Source organism: Thermoanaerobacterium xylanolyticum LX-11, from assembly GCF_000189775.2.
GTDB lineage: Bacteria > Bacillota > Thermoanaerobacteria > Thermoanaerobacterales > Thermoanaerobacteraceae > Thermoanaerobacterium > Thermoanaerobacterium thermosulfurigenes.
Map to the genome: position 1 here is coordinate 2,067,981 of NC_015555.1, position 14,359 is coordinate 2,082,339.

The 14,359-nt window shown below is 34.7% G+C and carries 12 protein-coding genes and 1 other annotated feature; of the genes, 2 read left to right on the forward strand and 10 right to left on the reverse strand.

The genetic code is table 11. From position 1 onward, the window contains the following. Positions 1-22 precede the first annotated feature (22 nt). The 5 genes from THEXY_RS10120 to THEXY_RS10140 all read right to left on the reverse strand — a co-directional run bounded on the left by THEXY_RS10120 (position 23) and on the right by THEXY_RS10140 (position 6,116). Entirely contained in the window at positions 23-346 is a 324-nt protein-coding gene (locus tag THEXY_RS10120) for a PTS sugar transporter subunit IIA (protein ID WP_013788742.1), read from the reverse strand. A gap of 25 nt (positions 347-371) precedes the next feature. Then, positions 372-1,460, reverse strand: a complete 1,089-nt coding sequence (locus THEXY_RS10125) for a DUF871 domain-containing protein (RefSeq protein WP_013788743.1) — start codon at positions 1,458-1,460, stop codon at positions 372-374. 129 nt (positions 1,461-1,589) lie between these two features. Continuing rightward, positions 1,590-2,903, reverse strand: coding sequence for a PTS sugar transporter subunit IIC (locus tag THEXY_RS10130; RefSeq protein WP_013788744.1), 1,314 nt, complete (start codon positions 2,901-2,903; stop codon positions 1,590-1,592). Between the two features lie 38 nt (positions 2,904-2,941). Continuing rightward, the gene (locus tag THEXY_RS10135) at positions 2,942-3,247 is read right to left on the reverse strand and encodes a PTS sugar transporter subunit IIB (protein ID WP_013788745.1); all 306 of its coding nucleotides are present in this window, start codon (positions 3,245-3,247) and stop codon (positions 2,942-2,944) included. A gap of 166 nt (positions 3,248-3,413) precedes the next feature. After that, positions 3,414-6,116 carry a sigma-54-dependent transcriptional regulator gene (locus tag THEXY_RS10140; RefSeq protein ID WP_013788746.1) on the reverse strand — a complete coding sequence of 901 codons (2,703 nt, stop codon included), beginning with the start codon at positions 6,114-6,116 and terminating at the stop codon, positions 3,414-3,416. A gap of 171 nt (positions 6,117-6,287) precedes the next feature. Between THEXY_RS10140 and THEXY_RS10145 the strand changes: the two genes are divergently transcribed. Next, positions 6,288-7,676 carry an APC family permease gene (locus tag THEXY_RS10145; RefSeq protein WP_013788747.1) on the forward strand — a complete coding sequence of 463 codons (1,389 nt, stop codon included), beginning with the start codon at positions 6,288-6,290 and terminating at the stop codon, positions 7,674-7,676. A gap of 98 nt (positions 7,677-7,774) precedes the next feature. Here the strand turns inward: THEXY_RS10145 and THEXY_RS10150 are convergent, their stop codons facing one another. The 3 genes from THEXY_RS10150 to THEXY_RS10160 all read right to left on the reverse strand — a co-directional run bounded on the left by THEXY_RS10150 (position 7,775) and on the right by THEXY_RS10160 (position 10,351). Further along, a complete protein-coding gene (locus tag THEXY_RS10150) occupies positions 7,775-8,389 on the reverse strand; it encodes a DUF47 domain-containing protein (protein WP_013788748.1) in 615 nt (204 codons plus the stop codon). Positions 8,390-8,403: 14 nt separating this feature from the next. Continuing rightward, the gene (locus tag THEXY_RS10155; RefSeq protein WP_013788749.1) at positions 8,404-9,402 is read right to left on the reverse strand and encodes an inorganic phosphate transporter; all 999 of its coding nucleotides are present in this window, start codon (positions 9,400-9,402) and stop codon (positions 8,404-8,406) included. A gap of 82 nt (positions 9,403-9,484) precedes the next feature. Continuing rightward, positions 9,485-10,351, reverse strand: a complete 867-nt coding sequence (locus THEXY_RS10160; RefSeq protein ID WP_013788750.1) for an aldose epimerase family protein — start codon at positions 10,349-10,351, stop codon at positions 9,485-9,487. A gap of 140 nt (positions 10,352-10,491) precedes the next feature. On the opposite strand from THEXY_RS10160, the gene tlp reads away from it, so the two are divergent. Beyond that, complete coding sequence (gene tlp / locus THEXY_RS10165) at positions 10,492-10,761, forward strand: small acid-soluble spore protein Tlp (protein WP_013788751.1); 270 nt, start codon at positions 10,492-10,494, stop codon at positions 10,759-10,761. Between the two features lie 21 nt (positions 10,762-10,782). Here the strand turns inward: tlp and leuS are convergent, their stop codons facing one another. Both leuS and THEXY_RS12235 read right to left on the reverse strand, forming a co-directional pair. Beyond that, on the reverse strand, positions 10,783-13,227 hold the full coding sequence (gene leuS / locus THEXY_RS10170; RefSeq protein WP_013788752.1) for a leucine--tRNA ligase: 2,445 nt from the start codon (positions 13,225-13,227) through the stop codon (positions 10,783-10,785). Between the two features lie 47 nt (positions 13,228-13,274). Next, positions 13,275-13,468, reverse strand: a binding site (T-box leader). 55 nt (positions 13,469-13,523) lie between these two features. Next, entirely contained in the window at positions 13,524-14,228 is a 705-nt protein-coding gene (locus tag THEXY_RS12235; RefSeq protein ID WP_013788753.1) for a YjgB family protein, read from the reverse strand. Positions 14,229-14,359 lie beyond the last annotated feature (131 nt).

Sequence of the window (14,359 nt, forward strand, 5' to 3'; positions counted from 1 at the left end):
GTAGTTATTTTTGATACTACGGTTATTTTACACCTTTTCCAGAATAAATCAATTTATACAAATCGATCATCTCAGTAATCAGATCCTTCGCCAAAATCGCAGACATCATATGATCTTCTGCGTGCATCAATAGAAGTGTCACATTTTGATGGTCACCATTGGCCTCTTTTTGTAACATACTTGTTTGTATATTATGAGCTTTAATAATTTCTTCTTCGGCCTTATTAATATAATTTTCCGCCGATTTAAAATCACCATCTTTAGCACTTTTCAGCGCCTCAAAACAATCGCTTTTAGCATTACCTGCATTTAATATAATTTGAAATACAACCTCTTCTAATTCCATTATTTTGCCTCCTAAACTATAATGACTATTTGTCTTCTACAAAACTAAACTTTGACCATGGTTTTAAATAATCCAATAAAAATATTTCTTTTTCATCGATTCTACCCACAACGTTTGTCTTGCCTGTATTTTTAATGTCTTTTAGCGCTATTTGTAATTCTCCTGCATAATTTTGATATAAATAAGTGTCTATTAATATATCTCCTCTTTTAATATCCGTTACATTATATGGTAAAAATTTATGATCTTTATATTTGACTCTGCTTTGAGTAGATCTCAATAAGTATTCCGAAATATCACCTCTAACAAAATGAAATTCTTCCAATACTATTTTTTTATCTATAGACGTTATGTTATCAACTAAGCTCACTCTAAATTCTAATATATCTTTGTTTATTTGACTAAGCTTTTTTAATTCACTTTCGGATGCAAATGCATTAGCAATAATAACATCATCTATTAATCCTGTAGCAAATAAATGTTTTGCTTGAATATCTATGGGAATATCTCTGTGCATTTCTAATGTACATAACCCCTCTGAAATAGGCCATGGTCCAAAAGTCGCATCATTTGAACTGATAAAGGCAGCAGTCTTTATCCCCAAATTCTTAAACTTGTAGCTGCATTTATAAAAGTGATCGTAACTTAAACCCGTGTATTTATGAGGATAAAAATTATGACATCCAAGTATATTATCTTTATTTGAATTATACGATAAAATATTCTCAATATAATCTGTACCATTGCTCATATTTAAAACAATTTTTAGCCCATGATTATTAAATGTCATTATTGATTCTTCCAAGCCACTGTATCCTAAATCGAGTCTTACTCCGTAAAGACCAATATCAGATAATTTTGTTAGATCTGTATAAGAAATGTTTAATTTTTTTAATATTTCAGGTTCTACGTCTGCTATTACTTTCATCCCAATATCGTTAGAATATTTTACTAAGCTAATAAAATCATTGTAATACTTATCAAAATTATTATTTATAGAGATTAAAGTCGTAAATACTAATTCAAATCCGTATTTTGATGCTAAATTAATATACTGTATATTTTCTTCCAAACTATTACTATTTAAATAAACTGAAACACCTAATCTTTTCAATATAATACACCTCAATTTTAATTTTAATAAATTGTTAATAGTGACATGGCATGATAAGCAAAAACTTTTAAAAGACCGATAATCATGTGTTCGTTGCCTATCACGCCATTATACAATCACAATTAATGTCTATCTAATTTTTTCTTCAGCTAATGCTTCTTTATTTACTCTATCATTTTTTTCTTCAATTTTTTCTGCCACTAATACAAAAGGTAAATATATTACTACGCTTATAATTAAATTCACTAATGCAAGTAGAGCACCTCTAATCGAGCCTGTTACCAAAAAACCTCCTATTATAGGTGGTGTAGTCCAAGGCATCATAGCAATAGTCCTTGGTACTAAACCAATTGCTATGGCAAAATAGCTAATAATTGTTAGAACAACTGGTGTCAAAATAAATGGTATAAAAAATATTGGATTTAAAACTAAAGGCATGCCAAAAATCATCGGTTCGTTAATATTGAATATTCCAGGTGCAATAGCTAAATTCGCTACATTCTGCATCTCACTTCTCTTTTTCTTTCTTCTTGATGCAATATAAATAGCTATAATTAATCCAATTGTTGTACCAGCACCACCTAAATGAACAAATGCGTCAAAAAATGGCGTTGTTACTATATGTGGAATAGCTTTTCCTGCCTTGAATGCAGCTATATTATCATTTATAGCAGGTAAATAAACTGCATTTAATATTGGCGCTAATATATTTGTACCATGTAATCCAAAGAACCATAAAAAATGTATTAGAAATGCAACTACAATCGCAGAACCTAATGTATCAGCCAAGCCAACTAATGGTGCTTGAATTGCATTAAATATAGCCTGATGAATGTCTGTTAAACCTAACGCCACTGTTATTGATTTAAACAACGCCCAAATAGATAATACTATCAAGGATGGCAGTAACGCAGCAAAAGATTTTGCAACAGCAGGTGGCACTCCTTCAGGCATTTTTATAACTAATTTTGGATTTCCCAATAAGCGTACAAATATTTCTGTAGAAATAAGAGCTACAATTATCGATACAAATAATCCTTGCGCTCCCAAAAATGCATATGGTATTGCCCAATCTTTAGCTGATGATGTATACAGCATCAATAAAGATGCAAATGATACTAATCCAGCACCTATTCCATTTGACTCGTACGACAACGCCAAATTATAACTTATTGATACAACAACTATAATCGACATTACCGCAAAAGTACCGTTCCACAAATTACCGCCAAATGTTGTCCATGATTTACCAAATATTCCAACCATAAAATTCTGATATGCTTGTATTGGCAAATTGTTTATCAAAACTGCAAATGCACCGGCAAGTATAAGAGGCATTATCATTGCAAATCCATCACGAATGGCAACTAAATGTCTTTCTGAGCCAAACCTCGCAGCAACGGGAACAAAATATTTCTCCAAAAAATCCATAATCTTTTTCACATTACACTCCTCCTGTTTATAAATATTAAATTATTCCTCTACTTTTTTAAGATGCTTAAAGCTTTATCCAAAACTCCTTCACCGTCAACTTTGCCGTAAAGCTTCGAGTCAATTACATCAGCAACAATGCCTTTTGGTTCAGCGATTTGCTTGATTTTTTCAAGCAAATATCTTACTTGTGGCCCAATCAATATAACGTCTACATTTTCTAAGTTTCGTTTTAAATCAGCTTCGGCATAAGCTTCAATCTCAACTTCTACACCTTTTTTGACTGCTGCATCTCTCATCTTTTTTACAAGTAAACTTGTCGACATCCCTGCTGAACAGACTAATACTATTTTCATTTAATTTTGTTTCACCTCCAATTTAATTCTCTGCTTATAGATAATGCAAATACCGTGCCAAAGTAATTTCGAATAACAAAAGCCTGAATTTCACGACTTCTTATATCGTTGAAATACGTGTATTAATTTGTATCATTTGTAACCGTAATCAATACACATATGTGTATTAAAGCGAATAAATTATTTTCATTATGCTGACGCATTCATCGTCTGATAAAGTCACATTAAAGGCTTCATTTACTGGTTTTACAGCAGTTTTTATCATTTCGTATTTTGATGTATTATTTTCTATGATTGTTTTACAGTTTTTGATCCGTATTAATTCACCGCTATTTAATACACGTTCTATTGCACAAGCAAGATGAAGTATTAGACCGATTATTTTGTCGTTGTCGAGAGTTACATTGTTTTCTGCTATATTTAGATAAAATTCTTTAAACGCATTGATGTATTTTCCCGCATCAATATTTACGTTTTCTGCGATTATCTCTTTCATATTGTCTATGGTTTCAAGTGCATCTTTTGAATCAATCATAACTTTTAAAGAACTTAATTTACGATTGTCAAACACATCTGTAGGTGAAATGTATTTAAGTGTATCATCGCCTGGGTCAAATGCGCTTACTACGGCTAATACATTCTTTTCTCTTTTTATATTCTGCAGCTTTCGCTTAAACTCTCTTTTATCCTCTATATTTAAAGGTATGATGTCGATTCCTGCTGATTTTAGATTGAGCTTTTTCTCTAAGATTGATTTTAATTTCAATGCAGTACCTTCACCTGTAATGCAGGCAGTTATTATGACATCATTTTTAAATCCGTTTTGCATCTCAAAGTTGTCCTTATATATTCTCCCTATATAAGGGCTCAAATTAACTGCAGAATCGTAAACTTCATCAAGTGATGCATTTAATAATGCTTTTCTTCCTGCTTCTAATACCATAGGTGTTGATGCCATTTCAACCGTTTTAACCGGAATGCCTGTTTTTTCGTATACCATATCACCAAAGAATACCAATGATCCCATGTCTACTAATAGCAGTACACCTTTTCCCTTATTTGTCTTTTTGATTAAATCGCAAAGATTATTAAGGGCTATTTCAGGTTTCTGGTCAAGTGGCATATTGTATCCTACGACAAAATTGTCCCCCAACAATCTATTTGACACATCTGCTATTGATGTAGCCGTGGACTCACCATGCATCGCGACTATGACGCTAACCTTTTCTTCGTCTTTTTCTTGTTTTATGTCAAGGCACAAAAACATGGTTATAAAGCCTACTTCATCTTCTGGAACCTCTATGTCAAATTCTCTCTCTATCAATTTTTTAAGCTCTTTAGAAACTTCAAACTCATCCTTGTATATCCTTTTTATGTCGTCTAATTGATGGTTTTCTATTTTCTTGCCGCTTGATATCCTTTCGATTGAGCTGGCAACGTGCATAGAAAGTCCGTACAGTGTCTTTTCACTAAACTCTCTTTTTAACATTTTTCCTGCATGATTCAGAAAATTATCCACAATATCAACAATTCTCTTGTCGACAACTTTATAAAGCTCTTCTAAATTATATCTTTTGGCTTCATCAATATATCTTTTCAGATACGTTTCTATATCAAGATTCATTATGAGTTTTATGTCATCTTCATTTATACCTTTTTTCTCCAGAGATTTACGCTTTTCTTCCAGTGCTTCGTAAAAGTTAAATGATTTACTATCTTCAGATGCGATAATGTCCATTTTGTCTATTGAAAACATTATTTTGTCGTCTTTTACAAATTTATCAATTTTATCTTTTTCCTCTTTGTATTTGAAAAGCCCTCTCTTTATATATTGTGGAAGATCCTCTGTATGTATTACTACTTCCCTGTCTCTATTCATCATGAATCCAAGGTATGCCTTTGCCGCACAAAGTTTTATGTCGCTTTTTAACTGTCCTATGTTGTTTGGGCAATCATAAAGCAGAAATGCCTTCAATGCGTTTGATGTTATTGATATGTCGTTTTTGATTATAGATGCCTCATCAATCATAAAATTTTTTATTATTTCAAATCTCTCTTCATAAGTCCTTTCTTTTAACGATGGCAAATTTATCACCATCGGAATTCGTCGTGTAAAAGTCTTAAGGAGTATTGATTCCACATTTTCTGTAGTGGCACATATTATAAGTACATCTACTTTATGCTGTACGTCTGTTTCGCCTAAGTGTCTAAACATTCCTTTATCTATAAGATAAAAAAGCATCTCTTGTCCTTCTGGTGGCAGTCTGTGGACTTCGTCGAGGAATAGTATTCCTTTGTCCGCTTTTTCTACTATCCCTATCTTATCTTTATCTGCACCAGTGTACGCTCCTTTTTTCACTCCAAATAGTTGTGCCATGAGAAGCTGCGGATTGTTGGCATAATCAGCACAGTTAAAGGTTACAAACGGAGCATTCGTCTTGATCCTTCCTATCTCTTTGGCATATTCGTACATTGTCTCCGCAAACATTGACTTACCAGTGCCCGTCTCACCTAATATTAATGTATGAAGTCCATGTGGTGGATACATGATAGCCGCTTTCGCTTGTTGAACCGCATTTTTAAGGCTTAGATTTGAACCAATTATCTTTTTAAAAGCATCTTCTTCTACTGTATTAAGATTTTTAGCTAATTCAGCTTGTCTTATGCTGAATAAAACAGGCTTCCCTTCGATTTTATCTATCTTGCCGTCCTTGTACATTTTATTTAGATCGCTTGACACATTTGCTCTATGAATATTAAGCTCGTTAGATAAATCAATTGCAGAGCATCCTGTTATCATACCATCGTTTTTTAGCTGTCTTAGGCATATTTCTTTAAGTTTCTCGTAAACTTTATCAATTCTCTTCATAAAAAAATACCTCCTACGAGGTTATTATATCATATTATAATACACATCAAAACACTTTCTAGAAGTTTTAAACAGGATTTATAAGATTCTTTTTTCTGTAGAATATATACATAGATATATTTCTATGATAAAATTATTTTGCTAATTAAAAAATTTTAAGGAGGCAAAATTGTGGAAAAAGAAAAGATTCTTAAAGTGCGTGACATCGTCCTTATGAATGTAGTTGCAATCATAGGTTTAAGATGGCTTCCACTTGCCGCAAAATATGGAGCATCTTCTGTAATGCTTTGGATCTTAGCTTCTATTTTGTTTTTCATACCTCAAGGACTTGCGGTAGCTGAACTATCTACAGGATGGCCTTATGAAGGTGGCTTGTACGTATGGGCAAAGGAAGCATTTGGCGACAAATACGGCTTTTTAACGTCATGGTCGTATTGGCTTACCAATGTGGTATACTACCCGTCTATGCTTATATACATCGCCAGCACTGCTGCTTACATGGTGAATCCTAAGCTTGCTGATAACGACCGATTTGTATCCATATTTATATTTGTACTTTTTTGGATAATAACGCTTGTAAATATCAATGGTCTTAGTTTAAGCAAATGGCTTTCAAATGCAGGTGGCCTTTTTGGAACAATAATACCAGGAATACTTCTTATCGGTTTTTCTATATACTGGGTTACTGGGATTCACCAGAAAATTCAAGCCACATACACGGTTTCATCGCTTTTCCCTAATCTGTCAAGTTTAAGCAATATCGTCTTCTTTTCATCCATGATATTTGCTTACGCAGGGCTTGAATTAGCACCGACACTGGCAGAAAGAACAGAAAATCCTGAAAGGACTTTTCCAAGAGCAATAGTTTTATCTGCTTTCATCATACCAGCATTGTACATCCTTGGCACCATCTCTATAACCTTCATAGTTCCTCAGAAGGAAATAGGCTTGGCAACGGGGATAATGCAAGCAATACAAATCATATTCAACAAAATCGGCTTAAAATATTTAATAGGCGTCGCTGCATTTTTGATATTCATAGGAGGCATTGGCGGCATAAATGCATGGATAATAGGCCCTATAAACATGATCTTTACAAGCTCAAAAGGCATTATGCCACAATTCTTCACAAAGTCCCACGATAAATATGGGACACCTGTAAATGCCATGATTACACAAGCAATTATCGTAAGTTTACTGATACTTATGGCTTTCTCGACTCCTACCGTGGAGTCAGCATATTGGCTTTTGTCCGCCATGACATCGATACTCTACTTTATACCATACCTTGTGATGTTTTCTGCACTAATCGTCTTAAGGTATAAAAAGCCTGATGTCAAAAGGCTGTACAAAGTCCCATTTGGAAATTTTGGAGCTTGGCTTGTTGGCGGAATAGGCTTCTTGGTTGTGTTGTTCTCAATAATCCTTTCTATCATTCCACCTGCAGGCATGAATTTAGGAAGCCTTCTATGGTATGAAGTCAAATTAGTCGGAGGAACACTTCTTTTCTTGATAATAGGCTTTTTAATATACAGAAATTATGAAAAGAAACTTAAGTAAAAGGCATTCCACATTGTGGAATGCCTTTTTATCAGTGCTTCTCTATATACGTCCACTTCCAGTCGCTATCAACACCAACAGAATGCCTTACCCAAAATTCATATTTCTTTCACAAGGATATGGCCTAATATCTCTCCTGCCAAGTCCATCTTATCGGCGCAATTGCTTAAATGTCTGTATATCTCCCGCATTTTTAAAATGTATTTTATATCATCATTCTTTAAAAGCTCTGCTAAATACTTTCTGTAATATGACTCCATCTCATTTTCAAGTTTTTTAGCTTTTAGGGCGTAATCCATTGCTGATTTTTTATCTTTATCGAGATTATAAACACTTTTATCTATAAGCTCTGTACCTCTCAATATGACATCCACCATTTCCCTAAGCTCCACTGTCGGACTAAGCTCATATATCTCCATTTCTTTTACCGTCGTCTCGCAGTAATCAAGTATGTTGTCAATGGCACTTGATAGCTCGTATATATCCTCTCTTTCAATAGGTGTTATAAATGTGCTATCAAGTTCATCGATTAACTCTTTTCTTTTCTTATCAGCCTCTTTCTCTATGATTATAACTTTCTCACCGTCGTCATATTTACCAGTAGTCATATATAGAGCCAATGCCTGAACACCTTTTAAAGCCAAATCAGAATGTTCCTGCAACAATTTGTAAAAATCGACGCCCTTTGAAAATAGCCAATTAAACAATCCCAATTTGTATCACACCTTCATATAGTTTTAGAAATCAAAAATAAGATTGAAGATATCGCAAAAGATGCTGGTATTGTGATAATCCAAGATGCAAACATACTTCTTGCAAACTGCCACCTTACAGCGGTGGGCCTTTCTTTTGCTCCTACACCAAGTACAGAAGAATTGATTATCTGCGTTCCACTTGTAGGCAGTCCAAAAACTGCAGCAGTTATAACTATGAATAGAGACGATATCTGCGCATTAAAAGAATGAAATGGCTTAACCCTGTATATCCTTGTTCCAACGCTTTTAATCATTCTAAGTCCTCCAAAAAGAAGTCCAAAGGATATCATAAAAGCCGACAAAACCTTAATCATATTATGAAATTCACTGCTTCTTGAGAGACTACTTCCTATCGTCAAAATATATATAAGTCCCATTCCTTTTTGAGCGTCGTTAGCGCCTTGGCCAGCATTTAAGATAAAGAGAGTCAAATATTGAAGCTTTTTTAAAACAGTATTGACCTTTACTCCAGCACTTCTCAAAATACGGCTTGTGAAATACATCACTAAATATCCTATCAAAAATCCAAAAACAGGAGATAAAAAAAGTGGAATTATGACTTTTAGTAATATTCCGTAGATGTTAATAGAATAAATTCCATATTTAATTATGAAAGGCCCTATCATGCCTCCAACTAATGCGTGTGAAGAACTGGAAGGCATGCCTATATACCACGTGATGAGATTCCAAACAACAGCACCAAGTAAGCCTGTAAATATCATGATATACAGATCATTACCAGCAATTGTGAGGTATTTAAGATTAAGCACATCTTTACTGATGGTTGATGCAACTGTAGTGCTTAATGTTGCTGTGCCAATAAATTGAGCTAATGACGCTGTTATAAAGGCACTTCTTATACCGATAGATCTTGACGAAATAATCGTAGCTATAAGATTTCCTTCGTCATGAAATCCTGTGATAAAGATGTATAATAAAATAAAAGCTATTAAAGCATAGTGCAAATTCATTTTGACACCTCAATATATTTCTTGTGGTACATTATATTATGTGCAAATGAATCAAAACGTTAATGTACCGCAATCATAAATATTATTCCATAGACGCTCTTATACTAAACACTGCTTTTAGCTCATCGCCAGGCTTTAAATTTTTAATATCTTCCTTTGTGTTCATGGAGTTAGGCTTAGCCATCCAAGGCTCAACACATATAAATTCTTTATCATGTAATGCCCATACAACTACGTATTTAAAAACTTCATCGTATTTAAGAATAACTTTCATACTTCTTTTTTTATCTAATATAGAGCACTCATTTGATTTAGGCTCAAAAATAAGATTTACCTCAGTCTTTTTAAAGTCAATCTCTCCATCGAAAATAAGCTGCTTTTTATCTATTGCATCGTAGCATGCATCTGAATCAACTGATATTGAAGCATTGTCCTTATTTTCAATGTAAAAATACGGATGAAATCCAGAGTAAAATATCATATTTTTCTCTGACTTATTTACATATTGTTGCTCTATTGTCAGCATTCCGTTCTTGAGAATATATGTAAAAATAAGTTCAAAATCAAAAGGGTATATTTCCCTTGTCTCGCTGCTGCTTGTAAACTTCAATGTTATCGACGCAGAATCATCAGCACTTGTTTTAACTACATCCCACTTATAAAGCCTTGCAATACCATGCTGTTTCATGTTGTACTCTCTGCCATCTATCGTATATTTCTCATCTTTTAGATATCCACAGATTGGAAAAAGTATCGGTATTCCTCCTCGTATATTCTTTTCGGTATTGTACAGTGTTTCTTTATCAAGATACAATATATCTTGTCCAGCCCATACATATCTTGTTATTATACCACCACGTTCCGGCACAACTTCAAAAAACGAATTGCTTTTTAAATCATAAAGTCTGTACGTCTCAAATTTATCCATATACTTTTCCACTTTATACATTTTCAGCACCTCTTTTACTATTTTATCTAAAACATATTATACTATAATCGCCCTAAACTTTTCTAATTTTTTCAATACATATATTAAATATAAAAGTTAAAAATAATTTTGAAAAAATACTTTTTAGGAGTGTGATAGAAATGGCTGAGGAAAAAGAGCGTTACAAAAATCCTCCCAAGCCTGATGATCGTTCTGATAACGTAGGAAAATTACAGGATATGATTCACGATACGATAGAAAATTATAGAGAAGCTGAAGATTACTTGAAATTGCACGCTGAAGAACTTTCTCCAGAAGAAATCGCAAGAATCAAAGAGAAAAACCGCCATAGACTTGAAAGCATCCATGGCATGAGAGATGAAATCGTAGATGAAGTTGAAGCCGGAAACGGCGTAGACAAAAAAGATTAAAAATAGGCAGTTCCTCACTGCCTATTTTACAACTATATTCACAAGCCTACCCTTTACAACCACAACTTTAACTATTTCTTTGCCGTCTATGTATTGTTTTATACTTTCTGCTGAAATCGCAGCATCTTGAATTTCCTTCTCACTTGCATCTGGAGAAACTTCAAGGCGTCCTCTTACCTTACCGTTGACTTGTATTGCTATCTCAACAACATCTTTGACTAAAGCTTTTTCATCGTACTCTGGCCATTTTTGATTAAAAACAGAATAGCTGTATCCCAATCTCTCCCACATTTCTTCTGCAAAGTGCGGTGCAAAAGGCGCCAAAAGCCTTACAAGATCTGCAATAGTTTCCTCGTACAATTTTGTGTTTTTGATTTCTATTTCAGCGTCATATTTATAAAGGGCATTTACAAGCTCCATTATCCTTGCTATAGCAGTATTAAACTGGAACTTTTCAGCATCTTCTGTAACGCTCTTTATGGCATAATTTCTTACATAGTTAAGTTCTTTCTCATCTTTTGAAATCTCATCTTTGCCAGCTTTACCCTTTTCCTCTATGAATTTATCTACAAGCCTTTCAATTCTCTGTATGAAGCGGGACATAGCCTTTATACCATCATCATTCCACGGACCGCCTTCTGTAAAGGCAAATCCAAACATCAAGTACATCCTAAATACATCTGAGCCATATTCATTGATGTACTCATCCGGTGATATTGTATTGCCCCTTGATTTGCTCATCTTGTTTCCATCAGGTCCCAATATTATTCCTTGATGTATGAGAGATTTAAAAGGCTCATCAAAATCAAGATACCCTAAGTCCCTCAATGCCTTAGTGACAAATCTGGCATACAAAAGGTGCATACATGCGTGTTCAGCACCGCCTATATATTTGTCAACCGGAAGCATCTTGTCAATTAGCTCTTTGTTGAAAGGCTCTTTGTCATTTTTGTTGTCAGGATACCTTAAGAAGTACCACGATGAATCCACAAATGTGTCAAGTGTATCAGGATCTCTCAATGCTTTACCACCGCATTTAGGGCAAGTGGTATTCATAAATTCCTCAGATTTCTTAAGCGGCGACTCTCCATCTGGAGAAAACTCCACATTGTAAGGCAATAATACTGGCAAATCTTCTTCAGGCACAGGAACTAATCCGCACTTGTCGCAGTGTATTATTGGTATAGGAGCACCCCAATACCTTTGCCTTGATACAAGCCAATCTCTAAGCCTGTAGTTTACCTTAAGCGCTCCTTTGCCTTCTTTCTCAAGCATCTTCACTATCTCTATCCTTGCATCTTCAGATTTGCTTCCTGTGAAATCACCGCTATCAACAAGAATACCGTATTCAACAAATGGCAGTGAGTCATCTACTCCATCTTTCCCCTTGATAACTCTCTTTATTGGCAAGTCGTACTTCTTAGCAAATGAATAATCTCTCTCGTCATGGGCAGGTACTGCCATTACACAGCCTGTCCCGTATGTTGCAAGAACGTAATCAGATATCCATATAGGCACTCTCTCACTTGTAATAGGATGAATAGCGTACGCTCCTGTAAATACGCCTGTCTTCTCTTTTTCCGTTGAAAGCCTCTCTATCTCGCTTTGCTTTCTGGCGTATTCTTTATAATCTTCTACATTTCTTCTATGCTCATCTGTCGTTATGAGATCTACTATCTCATTTTCTGGAGCCAAGACTACGTATGTAACACCGTATAGCGTGTCAGCTCTTGTTGTAAAAACTTTAAACGATATGTCTTTGCCATCGACTTTAAACTCTATCTCGGCACCGTCTGATTTTCCTATCCAGTTTCTCTGCATCATTTTCGTTTTTTCAGGCCAGTCCAGCTCATCGAGCTTATTTAAAAGTTCTTCTGCATAATCGGTTATCTTTAAAAACCACTGAGTCAAATCTTTTTTAGTGACTTCAGAGCCACATCTTTCACAAGTACCTTCTACAACTTGCTCATTTGCAAGGACTGTCTTGCAGCTTGGACACCAATTGACAGGAGCCTTTTTTCTATAAGCCAAACCTTTCTTGTACAGTTGTAAGAAAACCCATTGTGTCCACTTATAGTAGTCAGGCAAGCAGGTTATAACCTCATAATCCCAATCAAATGTGGCACCCATCTCTCTTAGCTGTCTTTCCATTGTCTTTATGTTTTGAAGGGTAGAATCCTGTGGATGTATGCCTGTCTTTATGGCATAGTTTTCTGCCGGCAATCCAAACGCATCAAAACCCATTGGATGAAAAACTTCATAGCCTTGCATCCTTTTCATCCTTGCCCATGAATCAGCAGGCCCATAATTATACCAATGTCCTGCATGTAACTTTGCACCTGATGGATACGAAAACATCTCAAGACAGTACAGCTTCTTATCAATGTTTTCCGGATTAAACTTGTATAGTTTTGTATCTTCCCACTTCTTTTGCCATTTTTTATCAATATCCCTTGAATAAGCCATCTTCTCACTCCTATTAATATTTTTTGCATAAAAAAGGCTTCACATCACAAAGAGACGAAAGCTACGCTTCCGTGGTACCACTCTTTTTGACGCAAGCCCACTTATTTCATATAACGGTACAGCCGTGCATACTTTTAATATGCATGCTCAATGGCGAGTTCAGCTAACACAATGCCCTTTCCCACCGTCATAAGGCTCTCTGAAAAAGTCTTAGCCTACTACTCCACATCATTGCATTAACAATATATATTTATCAATATTTTATTACAAATGCTCTTAAAATGCAATATGATAAATCACCATTGGCGGCCTGGATCACCTGCCATAGAATTAGCTGTTGCCGCAGGATACAGCACATTTACATGGTCAACAAGATTTGTCGTATATGATATGACAAATTCAAGCTTGTAATCAGAATTCATCGTATAGCCTAAAACAGTTTGGCTTGGAGTGCCGCTTATAGAGGCTTTATATGGGGCTTTTCCCAATACATTTTCAATATCACTTCTTGAAATAGCTTGTAATCTTGGATCAAATGACCTTGTCTCAAAAACCTGCATTCCTTTATTAAATCCAAATACAAGATACTTCTTTGTAAAAGTCGTATAAGTTCCCTTTGCAGATGAAATATACTCTTGCTTGTCAGAGTTTCCATACACCTTTTCTATATCATCTATAGTAGTTTTACCTGTTACAAAATCGCAGTTTATTACTTTACCTTGTTTAGCAAGGCTTACTATCTGATTTATCAAATCAACGTTGCGATTGTCTACAACAGGATTGTGATCTTGTTTATCACTATTGCCATTATTACTATCATTGCTACTCTTATTTTCATCTTTTGCATTATTATCAGAAGTTGAATTATCATTTGTTGCAGTTTTTTGGCTTTGCGATTCTTGATTTCTTCTTTGTGCTATATTAGAATTATTGTAAAGCAGGTATCCGGCAAAAATCGATACAGCAACAACAAGTGCTATCAATAAGCCGTATTTTTTCATAATCAATCCTCCAATTTTTTATTTATTCCCCCACACAAATGATAACCTTATGCAATGCCTTTCGTCAATGACTTTAAGGGAGATTTAATACATAATTAATGTTTTTAATACTTTATTGATAATCGCTTAAC